This window comes from Hydrogenophaga pseudoflava NBRC 102511, from assembly GCF_001592285.1.
GTDB lineage: Bacteria > Pseudomonadota > Gammaproteobacteria > Burkholderiales > Burkholderiaceae_C > Hydrogenophaga > Hydrogenophaga pseudoflava.
This window is the reverse complement of record NZ_BCWQ01000015.1, coordinates 92,659-114,926: the sequence shown is the minus strand read 5'-3', so window position 1 is coordinate 114,926 and position 22,268 is coordinate 92,659. Positions and strand designations below refer to the sequence as shown.

General features: G+C 68.1%; 20 protein-coding genes and 1 tRNA gene. 2 read left to right on the top strand and 19 right to left on the bottom strand.

The genetic code is table 11. The annotated features are described in order from the left end of the window. Positions 1-6 precede the first annotated feature (6 nt). The 15 genes from HPS01S_RS17885 to HPS01S_RS17815 all read right to left on the bottom strand — a co-directional run bounded on the left by HPS01S_RS17885 (position 7) and on the right by HPS01S_RS17815 (position 13,367). A complete protein-coding gene (locus tag HPS01S_RS17885) occupies positions 7-1,431 on the bottom strand; it encodes a sensor histidine kinase (protein WP_066159134.1) in 1,425 nt (474 codons plus the stop codon). After that, complete coding sequence (locus tag HPS01S_RS17880; RefSeq protein ID WP_066159131.1) at positions 1,428-2,096, bottom strand: response regulator; 669 nt, start codon at positions 2,094-2,096, stop codon at positions 1,428-1,430. Before HPS01S_RS17880 ends, HPS01S_RS17885 begins: the two co-directional genes overlap by 4 nt. 20 nt (positions 2,097-2,116) lie before the next feature. After that, positions 2,117-2,920: an amidohydrolase family protein gene (locus tag HPS01S_RS17875; protein ID WP_066159128.1), complete on the bottom strand. Its 804-nt coding sequence runs from the start codon at positions 2,918-2,920 to the stop codon at positions 2,117-2,119. Continuing rightward, positions 2,917-3,924: a tripartite tricarboxylate transporter substrate binding protein gene (locus HPS01S_RS17870; protein ID WP_066159125.1), complete on the bottom strand. Its 1,008-nt coding sequence runs from the start codon at positions 3,922-3,924 to the stop codon at positions 2,917-2,919. Before HPS01S_RS17870 ends, HPS01S_RS17875 begins: the two co-directional genes overlap by 4 nt. A gap of 10 nt (positions 3,925-3,934) precedes the next feature. Beyond that, on the bottom strand, positions 3,935-4,675 hold the full coding sequence (locus tag HPS01S_RS17865) for a GntR family transcriptional regulator (protein ID WP_066159122.1): 741 nt from the start codon (positions 4,673-4,675) through the stop codon (positions 3,935-3,937). A 105-nt stretch (positions 4,676-4,780) separates the two neighbouring features. Beyond that, on the bottom strand, positions 4,781-5,965 hold the full coding sequence (locus tag HPS01S_RS17860) for a branched-chain amino acid ABC transporter substrate-binding protein (protein ID WP_066159119.1): 1,185 nt from the start codon (positions 5,963-5,965) through the stop codon (positions 4,781-4,783). A gap of 212 nt (positions 5,966-6,177) precedes the next feature. Then, positions 6,178-6,253 (bottom strand) — tRNA-Ala (locus HPS01S_RS17855). Next, the gene (locus HPS01S_RS17850) at positions 6,244-6,672 is read right to left on the bottom strand and encodes a GtrA family protein (protein ID WP_066159116.1); all 429 of its coding nucleotides are present in this window, start codon (positions 6,670-6,672) and stop codon (positions 6,244-6,246) included. The genes HPS01S_RS17855 and HPS01S_RS17850 overlap by 10 nt, the downstream gene beginning before the upstream one ends. Beyond that, positions 6,653-7,327, bottom strand: coding sequence for a class I SAM-dependent methyltransferase (locus HPS01S_RS17845; RefSeq protein ID WP_066159114.1), 675 nt, complete (start codon positions 7,325-7,327; stop codon positions 6,653-6,655). The genes HPS01S_RS17850 and HPS01S_RS17845 overlap by 20 nt, the downstream gene beginning before the upstream one ends. Further along, a complete protein-coding gene (locus HPS01S_RS17840; RefSeq protein ID WP_084397496.1) occupies positions 7,324-8,304 on the bottom strand; it encodes a glycosyltransferase family 2 protein in 981 nt (326 codons plus the stop codon). The genes HPS01S_RS17845 and HPS01S_RS17840 overlap by 4 nt, the downstream gene beginning before the upstream one ends. Beyond that, positions 8,277-9,902 (bottom strand): hypothetical protein, encoded by a 1,626-nt coding sequence (locus tag HPS01S_RS17835; RefSeq protein WP_157576429.1) that lies wholly within the window; start codon positions 9,900-9,902, stop codon positions 8,277-8,279. The genes HPS01S_RS17840 and HPS01S_RS17835 overlap by 28 nt, the downstream gene beginning before the upstream one ends. Before the next feature lie 87 nt (positions 9,903-9,989). Beyond that, a complete protein-coding gene (locus tag HPS01S_RS17830) occupies positions 9,990-10,745 on the bottom strand; it encodes an OmpA/MotB family protein (RefSeq protein ID WP_066159109.1) in 756 nt (251 codons plus the stop codon). 51 nt (positions 10,746-10,796) lie between these two features. Continuing rightward, the gene (locus HPS01S_RS17825) at positions 10,797-11,597 is read right to left on the bottom strand and encodes a motility protein A (protein WP_066159106.1); all 801 of its coding nucleotides are present in this window, start codon (positions 11,595-11,597) and stop codon (positions 10,797-10,799) included. A 97-nt stretch (positions 11,598-11,694) separates the two neighbouring features. Next, on the bottom strand, positions 11,695-12,591 hold the full coding sequence (locus HPS01S_RS17820) for an NAD(P)-dependent oxidoreductase (RefSeq protein ID WP_066159103.1): 897 nt from the start codon (positions 12,589-12,591) through the stop codon (positions 11,695-11,697). Positions 12,592-12,653: 62 nt separating this feature from the next. Further along, a complete protein-coding gene (locus tag HPS01S_RS17815) occupies positions 12,654-13,367 on the bottom strand; it encodes a GntR family transcriptional regulator (protein ID WP_066159100.1) in 714 nt (237 codons plus the stop codon). A gap of 95 nt (positions 13,368-13,462) precedes the next feature. Here HPS01S_RS17815 and HPS01S_RS17810 point away from each other — a divergent pair, with 95 nt between their 5' ends. Next, on the top strand, positions 13,463-14,356 hold the full coding sequence (locus HPS01S_RS17810; protein WP_066159098.1) for an alpha/beta hydrolase: 894 nt from the start codon (positions 13,463-13,465) through the stop codon (positions 14,354-14,356). Here the strand turns inward: HPS01S_RS17810 and HPS01S_RS17805 are convergent. Beyond that, positions 14,349-15,326, bottom strand: a complete 978-nt coding sequence (locus HPS01S_RS17805) for a GMP reductase (RefSeq protein ID WP_066159096.1) — start codon at positions 15,324-15,326, stop codon at positions 14,349-14,351. The two genes, HPS01S_RS17810 and HPS01S_RS17805, sit on opposite strands and share 8 nt — an antisense overlap. 219 nt (positions 15,327-15,545) lie before the next feature. On the opposite strand from HPS01S_RS17805, the gene HPS01S_RS17800 reads away from it, so the two are divergent. Then, positions 15,546-17,957 carry a UvrD-helicase domain-containing protein gene (locus HPS01S_RS17800; RefSeq protein ID WP_066159093.1) on the top strand — a complete coding sequence of 804 codons (2,412 nt, stop codon included), beginning with the start codon at positions 15,546-15,548 and terminating at the stop codon, positions 17,955-17,957. A 102-nt stretch (positions 17,958-18,059) separates the two neighbouring features. Here HPS01S_RS17800 and HPS01S_RS17795 read toward each other — a convergent pair whose 3' ends face one another. The 3 genes from HPS01S_RS17795 to HPS01S_RS17785 form a co-directional block, all read right to left on the bottom strand. Next, complete coding sequence (locus HPS01S_RS17795; protein WP_066159091.1) at positions 18,060-19,040, bottom strand: porin; 981 nt, start codon at positions 19,038-19,040, stop codon at positions 18,060-18,062. Between the two features lie 163 nt (positions 19,041-19,203). Continuing rightward, positions 19,204-21,441 carry an esterase-like activity of phytase family protein gene (locus tag HPS01S_RS17790; protein ID WP_169803955.1) on the bottom strand — a complete coding sequence of 746 codons (2,238 nt, stop codon included), beginning with the start codon at positions 21,439-21,441 and terminating at the stop codon, positions 19,204-19,206. Between the two features lie 53 nt (positions 21,442-21,494). Then, on the bottom strand, positions 21,495-22,259 hold the full coding sequence (locus HPS01S_RS17785; protein WP_084397489.1) for an alpha/beta fold hydrolase: 765 nt from the start codon (positions 22,257-22,259) through the stop codon (positions 21,495-21,497). Positions 22,260-22,268: the final 9 nt, after the last annotated feature.

The window sequence follows — 22,268 nt, the reverse complement described above, 5'->3', positions numbered from 1 at the left end:
CCCGGGTTAACCCGAGGTGATTTCGGACGCCCGCGCTGCGGGCAGCGTGAGCGTGACGGCCAGCCCGCGGCCCTCGGGCCCGGTGCTCACCGCCATCTGCCCGCCGTGCCGCTGCGACACGGTGCGCACGATGGCCAGGCCCAGTCCGGAGCCGGGCAGGGCGCCGCCTCGGCCGCGGAAGAAGCGTTCGCCAGCGCGGGCCAGTTCGTCGGCCGGCAGGCCCGGACCGTTGTCCACCACCGCCAGCTGCACCGAGCCGTCTGTTTCTGCGCGCACCACCAGCGTCACGTGGCTGCCCGCGCCGCCGTGGCGGATGGCGTTGTGCAGCAGGTTGGCCAGGGCCTCGCGCAGCAGGTCGGGCTCGCCGCTGAGCGGCAGCGGGCCGTCGGGTGCGTCCAGGCCCAGGTCCACGCCCTGTTCGCGTGCCGGCCCCCACCACTGGCGCACCAGGGCCTCGGCCAGGGTCACGGCGTCGAAGGGCTGGCGCTGCGGCGGCGCGCTGTCGGCGCGCGCCAGCGACAGCATCTGGTTGGTCTGGCGGATGGTTTCGTCCAGCTGCTCGCGGATGGTCTCCAGCACCTGGCGCAGCGCGGCCGGGTCGGTCTCGCGCTGGGCGTAGGCCACCTGTGTGGCCAGCGTGGTCAGCGGTGTGCGCAGCTGGTGCGAGGCGTCGTCGATGAAGCGGCGGCGCGCCTCGGTCTGTTCGCGGTGGCGGTCGATGTGGTGGTTGATGGCCTGCACCAGCGGCCGCACCTCGGCCGGTGCGCCGGTGTCGTCCATCGGCGTCAGGTCCTGCGGGTCGCGCGCGTCCACCTCCTGGCGCAGCCGGTCCAGCGGCCGCATGGCCCAGGCGATGGCCAGCGCCAGCAGGCCGGTGGCGGCCAGCATCAGCAGCACGTCGCGCGCCAGCGACTGCAGCACCAGCGCACGGCGAAAGTCATTGCGCGCTTCCAGCGTTTCGGCCACCTGGATCACCACGCGCTGCGGCCCCGCGTGCCCGGCCAGTGGCGGGCTCAGCTCACGCGCGTAGCTGCCCACGCGCACCGCCTGCCCGAGGTACTCGCCCTCGTGGAACTGCGGCTGGCCGGTCTTCAGCGGCCGGGGCGGTGCGGGCAGGCCGGCGCTGCCGATCTCCACCAGGCCGTCCTCGGTGGCCACGCGGTAGAACACCTGGCCCTGCGCGGTCAGCTCGAAGAATTCGAGCATGCGGTAGGGCAGCTCCACACCGATGCCGCCGCTGGCGGTGGAGATGCTCGAATCGATGGACTTGACCGCGCCCAGCAGCGAACGGTCGTAGGCCGCATCGGCGGCGTCGCTGGCGGTGCGCCAGCCCAGCCAGAGTTCGCCCGCGATCACCGCACCCAGGCCCGGCAGCAGCAGCACCAGCAGGAAGCGGCGCACGCTGGCGCGGGCCCAGCCCAGCGCCGTCACGGTGTGCTTTCGAGCTGGTAGCCCAGCCCGCGCAGGGTGGCGATGCGCACCGGCGAGGTCTCCAGCCGCTTGCGCAGGCGGTGGATCAGCACCTCGATGGCCTCGGGGTTCACGTCCTGCTCGTCGGAGAACACGCGCTCCAGCAACTCGCGCTTGGACAGCGGCTCCCCTGGGTGCTGGATGAGGGCGCGCAGCACCGCGTGTTCACGCGGCGTGAGGCTCAGCACCTCGTGCTGCAGGCGGAACTGCTTGGCCACGCTGTCGTAGCTCAGCGGCCCGCAGGCAAAGCGCGGGTGCTCCTGCCCGCGCGAGCGGCGGATCAGCGCGACCAGCCGCGCCTCCAGCTCCGCCACGTCGAAGGGTTTGGCGAGGAAGTCGTCGGCGCCGCCGTGCAGGCAGTTGACCCGCTCCATCAGCGAATCGCGCGCGGTGAGGATCAGCACCGGCAGACGCTCGTCGGCCTCGCGCAGGTCGGTCAGCACATCGTGCCCGCCCAGGCCGGGCAGGCCCAGGTCGAGGATGAGCGCGTCGTACTTCGTGGCCTTGAGGCTGCGGCGCACCAGGCGGCCGTCGTTCACCCAGTCGACCTGGAAGTCGTTCTGGCCCAGGGCCTTGACCAGCCAGGTGCCCAGTTCGGTTTCGTCTTCGGCAAGCAGGATGCGCATGGCGCGAGTCTCGCTGCGGATCAGGCGTAGAGCAAGGCGCCGGCCTTGCGCACGCTGGCGGCGCGGGCCTCGCCCAGCGCCTGCACCACGGGGTGCCAGACGCTGTCGTAGGGCGGCAGGGCGTCGGGGGCGAACGCGGTGTGCGGCCAGTCGGACCCCCAGACCAGGCGCTCGCCCAGGGTCTGCGCCACGCGGCGGATGTGGTCATCCAGTGCGTCGTAGGGCGCCTGCGCCTGCAGCCGGTACCAGCCCGAGAGCTTGACCCAGGCGCCCTGGTCGGCCAGTTGCTGCAGTGCCATCCACGCGGGGTCGTCTTCAGCGACGCCGGCGTGCAGGCCGGCCAGATGGTCGAGCACGGCGGTGAGGCCGCTGCCGGCGTGCAGGTCGGCGATGGTGGCGAGCTGGTCGTGCCGCGCGTACCACTGCACGTGCCAGCCGCGCGCCTTCAGCCGCGGAGCGAGCGCGCGAAAGGCCTCGGGCCCGTTGCCGACCGGCGAGACCAGGTTGAAGCGCACGCCGCGCACGCCGAGTGCGTGCATGGTGTCGAGCTCGGCGTCGGTCACGGTGGTGTCCACCACGGCCACGCCGCGGTGGCGGCCCGGCTCGCGGGCCAGCGCGCGCAGGATCAGCGCGTTGTCGGTGCCGTAGACGCTGGGCTGCACCAGCACGAGGTGCCCTACGCCCAGCGGGGCCGCGGCCTGTTCGATCTCGGGCAGGTCGCGCAGCACCGGCCGGTAATGGCCGGCCTGTGCCGGGTGCGCGGGGTCGAACACGTGCACATGGCCGTCCCAGCCCGTTGGGATGTGGTTCGTGTGTGCGCTCATCCGGTGGTGATGTTGCGGTCCTTGATCACCTTGGCCCACAGCGCCTGCTGGGCCGCAATGAACTGACCGGCGCTCTGCTGGCTGGCGTCGGCGAACACGTCGCCGCCCAGCTGGCGGATGCGGCCCAGCACCTCGGCGTCGTCCAGCGCCTTGCGGATGCCGGCCACGAGCGTGGCCTTGGCGTCGGCCGGCAGACCGGCGGGCGCCAGGATGGGGTTCCACTCCAGCACCTCGTAGCCGCTGACGCCGGCCTCGGCCATGGTCGGCACATCGGGCAGCGAGCGGGCGCGCAGCCGGCTGGTGACGGCCAGCGGGCGCAGCTTGCCGGCCTTGATGTGGCCGAGCGACGAGGCCACGTTGGCGAAGAACAGCGGCACCTGGCCGCCCATCACGTCGTTCATGGCCGGGCCGCCGCCGCGGTAAGCCACGTGGGTCAGGTCCACGCCCGCACGCTGCTCGAACAGGGCGCCGGCCAGGTGTTGGGCCGAACCGTTGCCGGAGGAGGCGTAGTTCAGCGGCTTGGCCTTGGCCAGGCGGATCACGTCCTTCACGTCTTTCGCCTCGAAGCTCGGCGTGCACACCAGCACGTTGGGGAAGGTAGCCAGCACGGCCAGCGGCGTGAAGGCGGTGGCCGTGTCATAGGGCAGCCTGGGAAACAGCGAGGGGTTCACCGCAAACGACGACGCGTCCAGCAGCAGCACGCTGCCATCGGCCGCGGCGCGGGCCACGTGACCGGCCGCGAGCTGGCCGCTGGCGCCGGCCTTGTTCTCCACCACCACGGTCTGGCCCAGCGCGGCTTCCAGCTTGGGTGCGATGGTGCGGGCCATGAGGTCGGCACCGCCGCCGGGAGGGTAGGACACGACCAGCGTGATCGGCTTGCCGCCGGCGATCCTGCCTTGGGCCTGGGCGCCGATCCAGGGCGCGGCCAGAGCAGCGCCGGCCGAGGCGATGAGGTGGCGGCGCGAGGGCATCCAGCCTTGAGCGGGCGGGTTCGGGTGGACCATGGTGTCTCCTTCAGGTGATGTTGACGGTGTAGTGGAAGGCGTGCGCGTCGCCGCGCGTGATGCGCAGCTCCACACAGCGGCCCGAGAGGTCGTAGGCCGAGCGCTGCACCTGCGCGCAGGGGTGGCCGGCGGGCAGGCCCAGGTGGCGGGCCTGCGCAGCACTGAGCTGGCCGAAGCCGATGTCGTCCAGCGCGCGGTGGATGTGCACCTGCAGCTTGCGCGCGAACATGGGATAGAGCAGGTCGTCCCAGGACGCCAGGTCGTCGTCGGCCAGCGGCGCGAACAGGTCCAGCGGCAGCCAGAGTTCCTCGAACAGGCGCGGCTGCTCGGCCATCAGGCGCAGGCGGTGCACGCGCAGCACCGGCTCGCCGGCGCCGATGCCCAGCGCGCGCGAGACGGCCGCCGGGGCGCTGACCCGGCTGCGCTGCAGGATGCGGGAGACGGGCACCTCGCCGGTGCCGCTGTCGAAACGGAAGAAGCGCAGCATGGACGCCCCGGCCAGCCCCTGGCGGACGAAGGTGCCGCGGCCGTGGATGCGCTCGATGAAGCCCTGTTCCACCAGCAGTTCCAGCGCGCGGCGCATGGTGCCCAGGGCCACGCCGTGTTCTTTGGCCAGCTGGCTTTCGGCGGGCAGGGCGGAGCCGGGCGACCACTCGCCCGCCACCACGCGGGCCCGCAGCGCCTGTGCCAGCGTGGCGTAGCGGCTGACGCCGGGTTCCGGGGATGTCACCAGTCGGAGGGAAGAGTTCATGGGTATGAACTCTAGTCCTCTATAGGACTTGGCGATAAAGGGAAAACCCTGATCAGGGTGGTGTGCGGGTGCCCGGGCCGTTGCCCGGCCACCCGCGGGGGACGGTCAGCGGATCACGGCGAGCTTCTCGCGCTGGCCTGCCTTGAAGGTGTAGAGGGTGAGTGCGGCGTTCTGGCGGTCGCCCTTGTCGTCGAACACCACCTTGCCGGACGCGCCCTGGTACTGGATGGCCTTGAGCGCGGGTAGGTACTGCTTCGGGTCGGCCGAACCGGCGGCCTGCATGGCGCTGGCCAGCAGCTTCACGCCGTCGTAGGCGTAGCCGGCGTAGGCCTGCACGTCCACACCGTACTTGGCCTTGAAGTCGGCGCGGAACTTGTCGTTGGCTGCGACTTCATCCCCGTCCACGCCACCGGCCTCCACGCAGTACACCTGACCGTCGCCCAGGGCCTCGGCCGAGAGGGTGATCATCTCGGCGGTGCACAGGCCGTCGCCGCCCACCAGCTTGGAGGTGTAGCCCAGCGTCTTCATCTGGCGCAGCATCGGGCCGCCCACGGCGTCCATGCCACCGAAGAAGATGACGTCCGGCTTCTTGTCCTTGAGCGAGGTGAGGATGGCGTTGAAGTCGGTGGCCTTGTCGTTGGTGTATTCGCGGCCCACCACCTCGGCGCCGGCGGCCTTGGCGGCCTTCTCGAACTCGTCGGCCAGGCCCTGGCCATAGGCGGTGCGGTCATCGATGACGGCCACGGTCTTGGCTTTCAGGCCCTGCACCGTGTAGCGACCCATGGCACCGCCTTGCTGGGTGTCGTCGGCCACCAGACGGAACGCACCGGGGAAGCCCTGGCGGGTGAACTTGGGGTTGGTGGACGAGGGGGTGATCTGCGGAATGCCGGCCTCGTGATAGATGAGCGAGGCCGGCAGCGTGGCGCCGGAGGTCAGGTGACCGACCACGCCGTTGACGTTGGTGTCGACCAGCTTCTGCGCGGCCGCGGTGGCCTGCTTGGGATCGGCGGCGTCGTCTTCGGCCAGCAGCTCGAAGCGGGCGGTCTGGTTGCCGATCTTCACGCCCGCGGCGTTGAGTTCTTCGATGGCCAGGCGGGCGCCATTTTCGTTGTCCTTGCCCAGATGGGCCACCGCGCCACTGGTGGCGCCCACGTGGCCGATCCGGACCACCAGCTCGCCCGCAGCGGGTGCGGTGGCTTCAGCGGCTGGGGCAGCGGCCTCTTCTTTCTTGCCACAGGCGGCCAGCGCAACAGCGGCGGCCAACACGGCCAGTTTCAGTTCGGTGTTCATGGACAGGACTTCCTTTGGATGGGCAACAAAAAAGCACACATATGGTGTGTATCATATTATTTTATCAGTCTTCGGGTTTTCACTGATTGGCGAGGTGTGTTTTTGCGGAAAGCGTGGCACCACGTGGCGGCCAGTCGAAGGCCACAGAAGGTCTGGGGGCGCTGGCGGATGTGAGGCCGGACATCGGCCGTGGGCCGATCTTGGTGATGGTGTGGTGGAGACGAGGAGGATCGAACTCCCGACCTTCGCATTGCGAACGCGACGCTCTCCCAGCTGAGCTACGTCCCCGGCGGCCTGGATTTTACCAAAGCACCCCTGTCGCGGTGCGTGAAAACAAAAAACCTGCTGAACAAATACATGGAGGAGGAATACGCCACCGCTCCCAGCACCTGACCCGCCGCCGGATGCTGTGGAACAAAGGACAGAAACACGTGCAGCGTGGCGACGTTGATTCCGTAAGCGACGCCGAAGGCGGTCAGGTAGCGCGCCGTCTCCTGGCCCACCGGTCCTCGGCTCTGGAAGGTATAGAAGCGGGATGCCACGTAGCCCGTGATCAGGCCCACAACATAGCCGATGGCATTCGCCAGAAACGGGTTCAGGCCGAGCCAGGTCAGGCCTACGATGACCGCGACACCTACCAGGGTATTGACGGCACCACTTCCGATGTAGCGGCGCAGCAGCCTGAGCTCACCGACCCATTTGTACATAGTACTGGGCTCCGAGAGGCAGCCTGCCCATGAAACGTTCGAGCGGGCGCAGCACCTTCAGGGGCCTGGGAAAAAACAGGGTATATGCCCGGTGAAGGATATGCAGACCGCTGTTGGTGGCGAGTTGGGTGGTCTGGCGCATCGTCAGCATTTCCGCATGAACGTCGAACGGGCAGTTCTCGAACACGTGGCGGGTGACCGGGTTGTACGGGTTGTGCTCGAACACGTACAGGCAACCGCCGGGGGCCAGCACGTCGCGGCAGTCGCTCAGGGCCGCTTCACGCGCGTCCAGCGGGATGTGATGAAAAACGTTGGCAGCGATGATCAGGTCGAAGTGCGTGGCCGTGATCTCCCGCCAGTCGGCCGAGACTCTCGCGTCCGGTACCCGTTGGGATGCCATCGAGATCGACTGCTCGGAAACATCGAAACCCCAGAGTTGTGCGTCTGGATACCGGTCGCGCAGGTAGGGAAGACTCCGCCCCTCGCCGCAGCCGTAGTCCAGAATCCGGTGGACCGTGTTGCGGGGGTGCCGGCTGGCGACCAGGTCGATCTTGTAGCTGGCGAAATAGGCATCTTCGTTGAGACCTTCCGGCATCGAGCCCGCCAGCAACTCGTCATAGCGTCCTGCAAACTCGTCAAATTCGGGGCGACTCATGGGGCTTGCACCGGTTGGTCAGTGACTTCGGCAATGGAGTACTGGGGCTTGCCATTGATCTTCAGATAGGTCCTGCCGAGGTACTCGCCGATCAGCCCGATGCAGAAGGTCTGTATGCCTCCGATCAGCAGGATGGCGGCCATCAACGAGGCCCACCCTGGCGCGAAATCCGGATGGGTCAGGCGGGAAACCACCACAAAGAGAATCATCAGCACGCTGATGCCCGACAGCAGGAAGCCCAGATAGGTCGCCAGCCGAAGAGGGGCGACGGAAAAGCTGGTGGCCATTTTCAGCCAGAGGGAGATCAGTTTCCGGACCGTGTAATTGCTGGCTCCTTCGAGCCGGCTTCGATGCTCGATGTCCACGCTCGTGATCGAGCCAGTGACACCCAGGATCAGGCCATCGAGGTAGGTGAAGGGGCCGTCGTACTTGATGACCTCGTCCACCACCGGGCGGCGCATGGCCTTGAACGATGACAGGTACAGGTTCCTGGGTTTGTCGAGCAAGAGGCTCGCGACGGCATCGTTGAATCGGCTTCCGAGGCGTTTCCACGTCGCATGCTGGCGGTTGCGATACCGCGTGTAGCAGACGTCGAACCCTTTGGACAGGGCGTCGATCATGGCGCCGATGGCCTGGGGCGGGTGCTGCAGATCATCATCCATCAGGACGACCAGTTCTCCGCGGGACTGGCGCAGGCCTGCCATCAGCGCGTTGTGCTGGCCGACATTTTTGCGCAGCCGCAGGCCACGCACGAACGAGTGTTGGGCGGCGATCGTGCGGATGGTCTCCCAGCTGTTGTCCGGGCTTGCATCGTTCACGAAAACGATCTCGAAGCGGTTTTCAAGCCCCAGTGACTGCATGGCCTGGCGGGTTTCTTCCACCAGCGTGGGAAGGATCTGGGCGCTGCGGTAGACCGGAACAACGATGGAGACAGCTGGCGAACCGGATGTCAGGGAGTTGACGGCGTTGTTGGGCATGACTTCGGACGGGTGTAAATCGTGAGGGGATATGGAAACTCCAGCAACAGCGACTTTTCGAATTCACTGTCAAGAAGCTCCTGGCTGGCCGGGTGCATGTTGCGGAACAGCAGGCGATCAAGCTGGTCGATGGTCGATTCGGTCGCCACAACCGCCAGTTTCACCTCTCCCATGGCACGCAGGTGCCGCTCCTGCATGGGCTGAGGCCGGTTGTGAAGATAGTAGCTTTCCCAGGCGGGCGCCTGGATGCCGAGAAACGCGTAGAGGCCCGGGAAGTGGGGGGCGGCCAGGAATTGGCGGTCGCTCACGTGGCACTGGAGGGCCATGCGCTGCACCGTGGTCAGCAGCCTCGCCTGGTACTGCTCGATTCGATAGCTCGTTCCGTCCATGTCGAACTGCGCGGTTGATCCCGGGGCCTGTCGCTCCATCAGCGACATGCGCACGTGGGGGACATACGGGAGCCATAGGAGCACGAGCAGACCCAGCGCAAGAATGCCGCAACCGCGGCCTGCAGCCTGCAGCCAGCGCCCCGACGCCGCGGCCGCTGCCACGCAGACAAACAGTGCAAAGGCAGGAAGGACGCCCTGAACGAAGTGGTCGAAGTCGGCCCGATCAAATGCCTGATGCAGGTAGGGGATACCAGCCAGGGACATCGCGGCCATCGAAAGCATCAATGGAGAGGCCGTGCCTCGCCGTGCCCGGACTGCAGTCCAGGCCAGGGCGACCAGGTAACTGCCAGGTATGGCCAGACACATCCACGAGAACACGCGCAAGTGCAGCGCCCGGAGGGCAGGCAGGCCTTCGGTGCTGACGCGCCATGGAAACGCGACCGGCAGCTTGAGCTGCCATTGGCTGGTCAGCAGGATCGATTCCCAGAACGCAGGCCCGAAGCCCGGTTCGACCACGCAGAGGGCCAGGACGGGCAGGTATCCGATGGCGGTGCCCAGCGCGTACGCTGCAACGGTGGTGCCCAGCCGCACCGCTGCGCCGGTCCACAGAAGGTAGCCCCCGGTGAGCATGGCGCCAGCCACAAAGAACACGCCGTGGTTGCGGCCCATGCAGGCGGCTAGGCCTGTCAGTACCCCGAACAGGAACCAGTATCTACCCGACCGGGGCCTGGCGAGCACGAGCAGAATCGCGCTGGCCAGCAGCAGCGACAGCGACTGGTCAAAGACCTTGTGGCGGGGATATGCGAAGGCCACGGTGATGGCGAGTGCCAGCACGATTCGCCAAGGGCGGGCCAGTCCGGACTTTCCAAGCGAAATCAGAAGGGCCGTCAGCGCCACCCACGAAAAACTTGTGGCAGCGAACAGGGTGGCTCGCAAGCTCTGGTCGCCCACCAGCCTGTAGAACGCGGCGGTCCAGTAGTAGCGCCCCGGATCGTATGAATAGAAGTCGCGCACGGGAGCGTTGCCTGCGTGCACCTGCTGGCTGCCATACCAGAGCAAGCCCTCGTCGGCCCATGAAAGGCTCTGGTTGGCGTTCAGCCAGAACGCAAGGGCGGTGAACACAAGTGCGATCACCAGCGATTCGATGGCCAGGGAAGATGTCGGCGGCGCCGCGTGAATGGGTCCGGGCGTCGTTGTGGGAACTGACATGCGGGAGGAGGGTCCAGAAACAAGGACGACGTGTCTGCTGGACCCGAGGGTAGCCGAGTTTTCAGCCCTTCCGTGTTGGCGGTCCGGTCATCTGGGAGTCCCGAGGTCCGACGGTATCCGCTCCATCGTCAGCTCCACGCGCCGGTTGTGCACCCGGTCGACCGGGTTGTCGCGCGAGCCCAGCGGGCGCGTGTCGGCGAAGCCGCTGGCTTGCACACGCTGCGGTGCCACGCCCCGTTCGATCAGGTAGCGCGCCACAGCGGCGGCGCGTCCTGTGGACAGCTCCCAGTTGGAGGGGAAGCGCTCGGTCTGGATCGGGACACTGTCGGTGTGGCCTTCGACCACCAGGCGGAGGTTCGGATCGCTGTTGAGCAGGGGAATCAGCCGGTCCAGCACGGGCTGGCCTTCTGCGGCCAGGTGGGCCGCGCCCGACTCGAACAGGATCTCGCTGCTGATGCGGAAGCGCACCGCGTCGTCCGTCATGATGATCTCCACGTCCGCACCCAGCTGGTCCAGCGGCAGGCCGTTGAGCGTCTTGGGCAGGGGAGGGGCGGCTGGCACGGCCAGTGGCTCGGGCGAGGTCGGCGGCACCGCGGGCGGCACGATGCTGCCGCTGGGGTAGGGTGCGCCGGGCACCGGTCCGCTGGCCTGTGTGGGCGCACTGTCTGCCTTGACCTGCTGGCCGTCCTTGCCTTTGCCCGGGCCCGCGAAGGCGAGCAGCACCACCATCAGCACCAGGATCAGCGTGATCACGTCCAGGTAGGTGATGAGCCAGCCCTCTTCTTCCACCTCCACGCGGGAATCGACGTGCCAGCGCCGGTAGCGGCCGACCGCGGTCGACACGCGGAGCTGCCGTGCAGGGGACGGGCCTGTCTGTGGAACGACGGCCATGGCTCAGCGGGTGGCCGGGCGTGCGGGGCGCCGGCGGTCATCGATTTCGTCGTCGTACTGGGCGACAAAGGCCTTGAGCGTCTCGCGCATCAGCGAGGGGCTGCGGCCCACACACATCATCGAGATGCCTTCGAGCACCATGTTCATCAGCACCAGGCGCTGCTCGGTGCGGCGCTCCAGCTTCACAGCGATGGGCTTGAACACGAGGTTGGCCAGCAGCACGCCGTAGAAGGTGGTGACCAGGGCGATGGCCAGCTGGGAGCCGATGGCGCCCATGTCGCCGCTGCCGACCAGGTCCATCAGGTTGATCAGGCCCAGCAGCGTGCCCAGCATGCCGAAGGCCGGCGCGTAGCTGGCCATGACGCGGAACAGCTGCGCCTCCGCCGCCTCGCGCTGGCGCAGGTGGGCGATGCGCCACTGCAGCAGGTCGATGATCTCTTCCTCGGGCGTGCGGTCGATCACCAGCTGCACGCCGGTGCGCAGGAAGGGGTTGGTCACGTGGGTCAGCGCCTTCTCCACCGCCTGCAGGTCGCCCTGCACCCAGAGCTTGGACAGGCCCACCAGCTCCTCGATGTCCTGTTTGGTGTTGAGCTTTTCCTCGCGCATCACCTGCGAGACCAGGTGGAACACGCGCAGCACCTCGCGCAGCGGGTAGCTCAGGAAGGTGGCCGCCAGCGTGCCGCCGAGCACGATGGCGATGCTGGGGGCGTCGATAAAGTTGCCCGGCTTGTCGGAGCCGAACAGCAGGATGACGGCCATCAGCGCCACGCTGGCCACCATGCCGATCAGGGTGGACGGGTTCACGCCAGGGGCTCCTTGGGATTGCGGTGCATACCCTGGAGATTCTCGGCAGGCCAGCGCCTGCGGACCGGGAGATAAGGGGGGGATTTCCCCTCCTGATTCAGTTCATCCCGTTGCGGCTGGCCAGTTCCATGAACAGGGCCGAGTGGTCCAGATCGGCCAGGCCGTGCTCGGCGGCCTGGGCGAACAACTGCTCGAACAGGCCGGTGATCGGTGCATCGAACCCGACTTCGCTGGCGGTGGTGAGCGCATTGCGCATGTCCTTGAGCTGCACCGTGATGGCGGCTCGTTTGGCGAAGTCGCGCTCGACCATGCGCTGGCCGTGCACCTGCAGGATGCGGCTGTCGGCAAAGCCGCCGCTGATGGCCTGCTTCACCTTGCCCATGTCGGCGCCGCCCTTCTCGCACAGCAGCAGGGCTTCGGCCACAGCGCCGATGGTGATGCCCACGATCATCTGGTTCGCCAGTTTGGCCAGTTGTCCCGAGCCGTGCGGGCCCACATGGGTGGCACGACCGAGCGTGGCAAAGACGGGCAGGGCGCGCTCGAAATCGGCTGGCTTGCCGCCCGCCATGATGGCCAGCGTGCCAGCCTCGGCGCCGACGGTGCCGCCCGAGACCGGCGCATCGAGGTGGTGCACGCCCAACGCGGCGAGCCGCGCAGCGTGGTCGCGTGCCTGGCGCGGCTGGATGGACGACATGTCGATCACCAGGCTGCCGGGGCGCAGGCCATCGGTCGTGCCCAAGCCGAACAGCACGTCTTCGACCACGTGGCCGTCTTCGAGCAAGCAGACCACAAGGTCGGCCTGGGCCACGGCGTCGGCCGGGCGGTCGAACACCTGGGCGCCGACAGGCAGCAGGCGCTCGGCCTTGGCGCGCGAGCGGTTCCAGGCGCTGACGCGGTGGCCGGCCTCGCACAGGCGGCGGGCCATGGGAAAGCCCATCATGCCGATGCCCAGCACGGCAATGGACAGGGGCGCGGTGGCGGATGCGGAGGTCATGAATCCGGGGGAATAAAAAAAAAGCGGTTTCCGGGAGTGTCCCGGAAACCGCTTGAAGTGGTTCAACGAACCACGGAGTTGTCGGGGCTGGGCGCGCTGGCAGCGGGGGCTGCCTGGGCACCCAGGTACAGGCTGGCCTGAAGGCTGTGCTCGCGCATCAGGGCTTCGGCATGCTCCGCATCGCCCTGCGCCACGGCCTGTGCGATGGCGGTGTGTTCGTCCCAGACCGGGTCGCGCAGGCCATCGTGCTGCAGGGCCTCGCCCATGGCGCGGCGGATGTGGTGCCAATGCAGCAGGGCACTCTGTTCGATCAGCGGGTTGGCCGAGGCCTGGTAGAGCGCGCGGTGAAAGGCCAGATCGGCGTCGATCATGGCCTTGATGTCGCCGGCTTCCACGGCCTGGCGGCCTTGTTCGATCAGCGCCGGATCGAGGTGCGCACGGCGCTCGGCGGCCAGCCGGGCGGCCAGGGTGTCCAGCGCGCCGCGCACCTCATACACCTGCGCGATCCAGGCCGGGTCCAGCGGCGTCACCTGCAGGCCACGGCAGCGGCCGGCGTTGCCCGCCAGCGGCGCGTCCTGCACGAAACCGTCGCGCTTGAGCAGGCGCAGCGCCTGCATCACCGGCTGGCGCGAGACCGCCAGGCGCTCTGCCAGCTCTTCCTGCGTGATCCGTTGCCCGGGCGCCAGCGCGCCCGCGCTGATGGCATCCAGCAGGGCGCGGTAGACCTGGTCGACCAGGTCGGGCGCGGTTTCGAGTTGCAGCAACTGGGCGGTCATGATGTGTATTCTGTACTCTGTATACAGAATACGTCAACTCGGTCGCCAGCAGGCTGTCAATGGCCTGACGCTTCCCCGTGACACAATTTCCAGCCATGAACACGCCCCTCCCACCCGACCCGGCCTGGCTCGACGCCCAGTACAACAACCGCGCCCTGGTACCCGACCATGCGCAGTACTTCGAGCGCTGGGCGCGTGATTCGAAGGCAGCGCGCGAACATCTGGTCTGCCTGCCCGACCTGGCCTACGGGCACGGACCGGGTGAGACGCTGGACCTGTTCCCCGCTCAGCGCCGCGACAGCGACCCGCTGGCGCCAGTGCTGGTGTTCATTCACGGCGGCTACTGGCGCAGCCTGGACAAGTCGGACCACAGCTTCCTGGCTCCGGCCTTCGTGAAGCAGGGCGCCTGCGTGGTGATTCCGAACTACGCGCTGTGCCCGGCGGTCACGATTTCAGACATCACGATGCAGATGGTGCAGGCCCTGGTCTGGACCTACCGCCACATCGCGGTGCACGGCGGCGACCCGCGCCGCATTTCCGTCGTCGGCCACTCGGCGGGCGGGCACCTGGCGGCGATGCTGCTGGCCTGCGAATGGTCGCGCTTTGCGCCCGATCTGCCCGAGGACCTGGTCTACAACGCGCTGTCGATCTCCGGCGTGTTCGACCTGGAGCCGCTGCGCCACACACCCTTCCTCAAGGACTCGCTGCGCCTGACGCCCGAACAGGTGCGCATGGCGAGCCCGGCCTGGCTGCCCAAGGCGCAGCCCGACACCGAGGAGGAGCGGGGGGTGCTGCTGAGCGTGGCCGGCGGCGACGAGAGCGCCGAGTTCCAGCGCCAGGCCCGCCTGATCCGCGAGACCTGGGGCGAGGCCGTGGTGCCGATCTGTGAGACCCTGCCGGGCCTCAACCATTTCAGCGTGCTGGACGCGCTGGTGCAGCCGCGCCACCGGCTGAACCACCTGGCGCGCCAGCTGCTGGACCTCACATGAACAGGTGCTCGCCGGCGTTCTCGCCGCCGAGGATCACGTAGTTCACTTTCTTCAGGTCGCTCAGCTGCGTGCCACCCGCGTAGCTGATCGAGCTCTGCACGTCTTCCTGCATCTCGCGCAGCGTGTCGGCCAGCCGGCCCTTGATGGGCTCGAGGATGCGCTTGCCTTCGACGTGCTTGTATTCGCCCTTGTTGAAGTCGCTGGCCGAGCCGTAGTACTCCTTGTAGAGCTTGCCGTCGACCTCGACCGTCTGGCCGGGCGATTCCTCGTGGCCGGCGAACAGCGAGCCGATCATCACCATGGTGGCGCCAAAGCGCACGCTCTTGGCGATGTCACCGTGGTGGCGGATGCCGCCGTCCGCGATGATGGGCTTGGTCGCCACGCGTGCGCACCACTTGAGCGCCGAGAGCTGCCAGCCGCCGGTGCCGAAGCCGGTCTTGAGCTTGGTGATGCAGACCTTGCCTGGGCCGACGCCCACTTTGGTCGCGTCCGCGCCCCAGTTCTCCAGGTCGATCACGGCTTCGGGTGTGGCCACGTTGCCGGCGATCACGAAGGCGTTCGGCAGTTTTTTCTTGATGTGCTCGATCATCAGGCGCACGCTTTCGGCGTGGCCGTGCGCGATGTCGATGGTGATGTAGTCGGCGCCCACGCCATCGGCGGCCAGGCGGTCGATCACCTCGTAGTCCGGTGCCTTCACGCCCGAGCTGATCGAGACGAACAGGCCCTTCTCGCGCATGCGCTTCGCATAGGCCACGTTGTCCAGGTCGAAGCGGTGCATCACGTAGAAGTAGCCGTTGGCGGCCAGCCATTCGCTGATGGACTCGTCCAGCACCGTCTTCATGTTGGCAGGCACCACCGGCAGCTTGAAGCGCCGGCCGCCGAACTCGATGGAGGGGTCGCATTCGCTGCGGCTTTCCACGCGGCATTTGCGCGGCAGCAGCAGGATGTTGTCGTAGTCGAAGATTTCCATGTGGGCCTTTCAGTCACCCCGCGGTCGGGGGTGGGTTGGTGAAAAGGCGCTTGGAACTGGCCGGTTCGCGTCTTCCGGACGCCGGAAAACAAAAACCGGGCGCAATTGCTTGGGCCCGGTGATTGATTCTAGGCCGATGCCACCCGGCGTGGGTGGCGCCGTGCGCATATGAGGGCTATACGAAGGGCTGTATGGCGGGCCGCTTCCTACAATCCCCGGATGCTGTTTGAAGATCCCACCCCGCTGGTCGCGGGCCTGAACCCCGAGCAGGCCGCGGCCGTCACCCTGCCGCCCGAACACGCCCTCATCCTGGCCGGTGCCGGCTCGGGCAAGACCCGGGTGCTCACCACCCGCATCGCCTGGCTGCTGCAGAGCGGTCAGGCGGGGCCGGGCGGCATCATGGCAGTGACCTTCACCAACAAGGCGGCCAAGGAAATGATGACCCGCCTGACCGCCATGCTGCCGGTGAACGTGCGCGGCATGTGGATCGGCACCTTCCACGGCCTGTGCAACCGCTTCCTGCGCGCGCACCACCAGGCGGCCGGCCTGCCGCAGACCTTCCAGATCCTGGACACGCAGGACCAGCTCTCGGCCATCAAGCGCCTGTGCAAGCAGCACAACGTGGACGATGAGCGCTTCCCGCCCAAGCAACTGCAGTGGTTCATCAGCGGCTGCAAGGAAGATGGCCAGCGCCCGCGCGACGTGGTGGTGCGCGACGACGAGACGCGGCGCAAGGTCGAGATCTACCAGCTCTACGAAGAGCAGTGCCAGCGCGAAGGCGTGGTGGACTTTGGCGAGCTGATGCTGCGCAGCTACGAGGTGCTGCGCGACAACGACCCGATCCGCGTGCACTACCAGCGGCGTTTCAAGCACATCCTGATCGACGAGTTCCAGGACACCAACCGCCTGCAGTACGCCTGGATCAAGATGTTCTCCTCGCCGCCGCTCGAAGGCCTGCCGGCCTCGGGCAACGCCGTGTTCGCCGTGGGCGACGACGACCAGAGCATCTACGCCTTCCGCGGCGCGCGCGTGGGCAACATGGCCGATTTCGTGCGCGAGTTCCAGGTGAAGCACCAGATCAAGCTGGAGCAGAACTACCGCAGCGCCAGCAATATCCTCAACACCGCCAACGAGCTCATCAGCCACAACAGCCGCCGCCTGGGCAAGAACCTGCGCACCGACGCGGGCGCGGGCGAACCGGTGCGCGTCTACGAATCGGTGAGCGACTTCGCCGAGGCGCAGTGGATGGTGGACGAGATGAAGCAGCTCGAACGCGAGGGCACGCCGCGCAGCGAGATGGCGGTGCTCTACCGCAGCAACGCGCAGAGCCGCGTGGTCGAGACCGCGCTGTTCAACGCCGCCATTCCTTACCGCGTGTATGGTGGCCTGCGCTTCTTCGAGCGCGCCGAGATCAAGCACGCGCTGGCCTACCTGCGGCTGCTGGAGAACCCGCACGACGACACCAGCTTTCTGCGCGTGGTGAATTTTCCGCCGCGCGGCATCGGCGCGCGCAGCGTGGAGCAGCTGCAGGACGTGGCGCGTGCCAGCGGCTGCTCGCTGCACGACGCGGTGAGCGGCGTGACCGGGCGCGCCGGCACCGCCATTGCCAACTTCGTCGCGCTGCTGGATGTGATGCGCGAGAAGACGGAGGCCATGACCCTCAAGGAGATCATCGAGCTGGTGCTCGACAAGAGCGGCCTGATCGAACACTTCCGCAACGAGCGCGAAGGCGAGGACCGGGTGGAGAACCTGGAGGAACTGGTCAACGCCGCCGAGAGCTTCGTGATGCAGGAGGGCTTCGGCCGCGACGCGGTGGCGCTGCCGGTCGATGAACACGGCACGAGCCTGTCGCAAAGCCCGGTCAGCCAGGGCCTGGACCCGGACGCGCCTTTGCTGAACGAATCGCTGGCCCCCGACGCCGAAACCGGCGAAACCCTCAGCCCCCTGGCCGCCTTCCTCACGCACGCCGCGCTGGAGTCCGGCGACAACCAGGCCCAGGCCGGGCAGGACGCGGTGCAGCTGATGACGGTGCACGCCGCCAAGGGCCTGGAGTTCGACTGCGTGTTCATCACCGGTCTGGAAGAAGGACTGTTCCCGCACGAGAACTCGATGAGCGACCGCGACGGGCTGGAGGAAGAGCGCCGCCTGATGTACGTGGCCATCACCCGCGCGCGCAAGCGCCTGTACCTGAGCCATTCGCAGACGCGCATGCTGCACGGCCAGACGCGCTACAACATGAAGAGCCGCTTTTTCGACGAGCTGCCCGAGGCCTGCCTGAAGTGGCTCACGCCGCCACAACCGGCCTGGGCCGCCGCGGCGCCGTCGGTGGGCGGGTGGCAGGGCGGGCGCCGGGGTCTGTACGCCACCGGCGGATCACCGGCCGCGAACCCGGCCTGGTCGCCGGGTTTCCTGTCCACCGGCAGCGGCACGCCGCCGCCCAAGGCCAGCGAACCCGACCGCGGTGTGGACATCCGCACCGGCCAGAAGGTGTTCCACAACAAGTTCGGTGAAGGCAAGGTGCTGGCGCTCGAAGGCGCCGGCGCCGATGCCCGGGCGCAGGTGAACTTCAGCCGCCACGGTGTCAAGTGGCTGGCGCTGTCGGTGGCCAAGCTCACCCCGGTCGACGAATGAAAAAAGCCACCGGCGTGTGACCGCCGGTGGCATCAAAATGTTGCGCAGACTCTGATTGCGGATTCGGAAGTTCCCCCTGCGCAACTTCCCCGGAAAGGGTGCTCAGAAGTCGTGGCGCAGGCCCACGGCGAACAGGCGGGTGTCGGCCGTCTTGGTGCCGGCGCCGTCCTTCACGTTGTGCGAACGGAAGCCGCCGTACACCTTGGTGCGCTTGGACAGGGCGTAGGTGGCGCCGACGCCGAAGCCCGAGGACTTGGCGGCGGTGGAACCACCGATTTCGGTCTTGCTGGTGGCGAAGCCGAACGACAGGTTGACGTTGCCCATCGGCACGTTCAGGCCCACGGTCAGCTCGTTGTCGTCGCCCTTTTCGTCGTTGCCGCGGCGGGTGTTGTAGCCACCCGAGAGGCTCACGGCGCCCAGGTCGTAGGCGGCGGCGATCAGCATGTAGTCGTTGTCCTTGCCCTTTTCCTGCTGCAGGCCCAGGGCCACGTCCAGCGGGCCGGCCTTGTAGCCGATCTTGGCACCCAGCATGTTGGCGTCCACCGTGGCGTCTTCGTCGAGTGCGTACTCGATGCCGCCGTACACGCCGCCCAGCTTGGGCAGGGCGTAGGTGATCTTGTTGTTGAACCGGCTGCTGTAGTCGCCACCCGAGCCCCAGACGCCGTTGGAGGCGGGGGTGAAGGCGGAGTCGAACACGTTGGAGCTGAGCGCCAGGCCACGCACTTCGTCGTAGATGGTGGAGCTGCGGCCCAGCTTGACTTCACCGAAGCCACCGGCCAGGCTCACGGTCGACTCGCCCTTCCAGAACGGGTCCTGCGAGGTGCCGTCGTCGGCGTTCAGGCGGTGCTCCAGCTTGAAGTTGGCCTTGAGGCCTCCACCCAGGTCTTCGGACCCGCGGAAGCCCAGACGCGAGGTCGTCAGACCGCCGTCACCGCCGTTGAACAGCTTGGTCTGGCTGCCCTTGTCGAGCTCCTTGAGGCTGCCGACCGACAGGTCGACGCGGCCGTACACGGTGACGGAGGATTGGGCCATGGCGGCGCCGGAAGCGGCCAGCACGGCCAGAGCGATCAGGCTCTTCTTCATGATGTTTCCTTGTTGGATTCGTTGGAACGTGTGGGGCGGATGCCCACCTGATGCAAAAGACATTCAGGTGGTGCCATTGCAACCGGCGGGTATAAAAACTTCGTGACAGTGTGTCGCTGTTGCTACAAAACACGCAGCAGACAACGCTGTCACAGGGCTTTCATCAAGGCTTGCCCGCGTTGAGCAGGCGGGTCCAGCCGGCGCCGTCGTTGTCGTTCACGACCCAGAGGCCGCCCTGGAAGACCACCATGCCTTCGGCCTTCTCGTGCAGCCAGTGGAAGTCCTGGCGCAGGTCCTTCACCAAGGTCTTTTTCAGCACCGCGCCCTCGACCACATCGGCCGCGTCGACGCTGTAGACCCGCTTGACCTCGGCGTGGATGGCGCGGCCTTCGCCACCGCCCTTGTCGCGTTCGAGCAGCAGCAGGCGGTCGTCCTGACTGCCGGGGCCGCCTTCCATGAGCTGGATTTCCGACAGCCCCATCCAGTAGGTCTTGGCGTCCTTGCTGTGCTGCTCCAGCGGGTAGAACGCGCTGGTCCAGGCCATGGTGGGCAGGTGCAGCTTGAGGATGGCCGCCTGCGGCCTGGACAGGTCGTAGCCGCGCTGGACGGCCATGTAGAGCGTCTGTCCGTCGGCGCTGGCGGCCACGCCCTCGTAGCCGGTGCTGGTCTTCGCATTCGCGAACTTCGCCTGCACGCTGGCGGGCAGCTTGATGCGCTGCTGCACCGCGCCGGCCGCGTTCACCTTGATCAGCTCGTTGCCGTCGACGGTGGCGCCTTCGGAGGCGATCCAGAAGCCATCGGCCACGCGGGCGATGCCTTCGGGGTCCACCTTCAGCGGCTGGCCCTGCTCGGTCAGCGGTACCACCTGGTCGATCACCACGCGGCCCCGCGCGGCCTCGGCCATGTTCAGGCGCCAGATGCGCGACTGTCCGAACGCGTTGTCCGGCACGGTGTAGAGGTGGCTGCCGTCGGTGGTGAGGCCCGAGAGCGCGCCCCAGGGCATGGAGCCATCGCGCGCGACGATCTGCGGTTCGCCCGCTGGCGCGCCCTGGGCGTGGAAGCGGTAGAGGTTGATCGAGCCGTCGCCTTCGTTGGCCGTCACAGCGAGCTGCTGGCCGTCGGCGCGGCGCGTGATGGTGGTGATGCCCTCGGGCGACATTCCGGTGGGCAGCAGCTGCACGAAGCGCGGCTGCTGCGGGTCGCTGACCTCGTGCACCTCCAGGAAGGCGCCGCGCTCCGAGCCCACCAGCAGGTACGGCCGGCCGCCGAAGCGGGCGCTGGTGATGCCCTCGATCTCCACACCCTTGGCGGCCGAGCGGCTGTCGGGGTAGTGGCCGTGCAGCACCGCCTGCTGCTCGGTGCGCTCGCCGGTTTCGTACACCACGGCGCCGCGGGTGTTCATGAGGGTGAAGCCGCGGCCACCGGGCAGGCTGCCGTCCGCGCCCTTCTTGCCGTCGCCCTCGTTGGCCAGGGCGAACACGTCGTTGGACACCCAGGTGACGGCGTCGGGTTCGCGCCGGCCGCTGAAGCTGTCCTTGAAGCCGATCTCCTTGTCGCGCTGCAGGTCGGCGTTGCCCTTGCGTTCCACCGTGCCGGCGGAGAGCACCCGCAGCAGACGGGCCTGGCGCGGGTGGCGCAGGTCGAGCAGGGCCACGGCGTTGTTCTCCTGCAGCGTCACGGCGGCGGTGCGGCCGTCCGGCGAGATGGACACGAACTCCGGCTGTGGGTCTTGCGGGTAGATCGCGCCGGGCAGGGACTTCAGCGCTTCCACCAGCTCGATGCTCTGCAGGCCGCTGGAGGTGGCCACGTACAGGTCCTGCAGGCCCACCACGTCGATGCGGCCGGGGCGCTTGCCGTCCAGCGTGGCGTCGCCCTTGGCGTCGGTCTCTTCGTCCTCGATGGCAACGATGGCACGCAGGGTCTTGCCGCTGCCGGCCAGGGCCAGCGAGTCGGGGCCGACGCCCACGGTGATGTCTTTCACATGCCGGACCGCTTGCGGGTCGCGCACGTCGTAGATGCGCAGGAAGCCGCGGCGCGCGTTGGCCACGTCGTCGTCCATGCGCATGGCCACCACGGCGTAGCGCCCGTCGGGGCTGACCGCCACCGAGGTGGGCTCACCCACGCCGCCCAGGCGCACGTCCACGCGCGGCAGGTGGGCCGGGCGGGCCGGATCGCGGATGTCCACCAGGCCCAGGGCGCCAGCATCGGCGCTGGTGTAGAGCAGGGTCCGGCCGTCGGGGGTGGCGGTGATGATCTCGGCCACGCCGTCCACCGGCAGGTGGTGGACCATGGCGAAGCGGCCCGTGGGCGGGGCGGCGAGGGCGGGTGTGGTGGTGGCGAATGCGACGACGAAAGTGAGCGCGGATGCAAAGGCCGGCGCGGTCAGGCGGAACAGGGGCATGGTGGCGATGGAAGGGATGGACACAAAGCGCCGCAGCCTAGGCGCCTCGTGTGTCATGGCCGTGACGACCGCCGCTCCACCCAGTCGCGCACCTGTTCGATCACCCACCCAGGGTCGTCCAGCGGCAAGTCGTGCCCCGCGCCGGGGTGCCGCGCCAGCGGGCTGCCCCAGGCCCGCGCGAGCGCTTCCGAGCAACTGGTGTGGACCAGCCGGTCTCCTCGGCTGGTCAGCACCAGCACTGGCCGCTGCGGCGCCTGGGCGGGGGCCCGGAAGCGGGCCGCCGCCAGCAGCTGCCGCAGCGCGTTGGCCGCCTGCACCGGGCGCTGCCGCCGCGCAGCGACCCAGGTGGCCATAACCGCCTCGTCCACCCCGGTCTGCGCGCTGGTCATGCGCCAGATCAGCCGCTCGGCCGCGTCGGGCGAGGGGCGGCCAAACACCAGCCGCAGCAGCGTCGGCAGGTTGTGCGGCCGCAGCCGCCGGTGCATCGGGCTGAAGGGCCGCATGCTGGTGTTGACCAGCACCGCCGACGCGATGTCCTGGGGCGCGCTGTGCAGCCACTCTGTGGCCACCATCCCACCCAGCGACAGGGCCAGCAGGTGCACCGGGCCGGTGAGGCCCAGGCGCTGGCACTGCGCCCGGCCGTCGGCCACCATGGCGGCCACCGCGGCCGGGCTGCGCTCGTGGCAGCGCAGGCCGTTGCCGGCCAGATCGATCAGGTGCACGCGGGCGCCGGGCAGAGCAGCTGCGAAGCGCTGCGGGAAATCTCCCCAGTGCGCCGATTCGCGGGTCAGTCCGCGCAGGAACACCCAGTTGCTCATGGCTGCCAT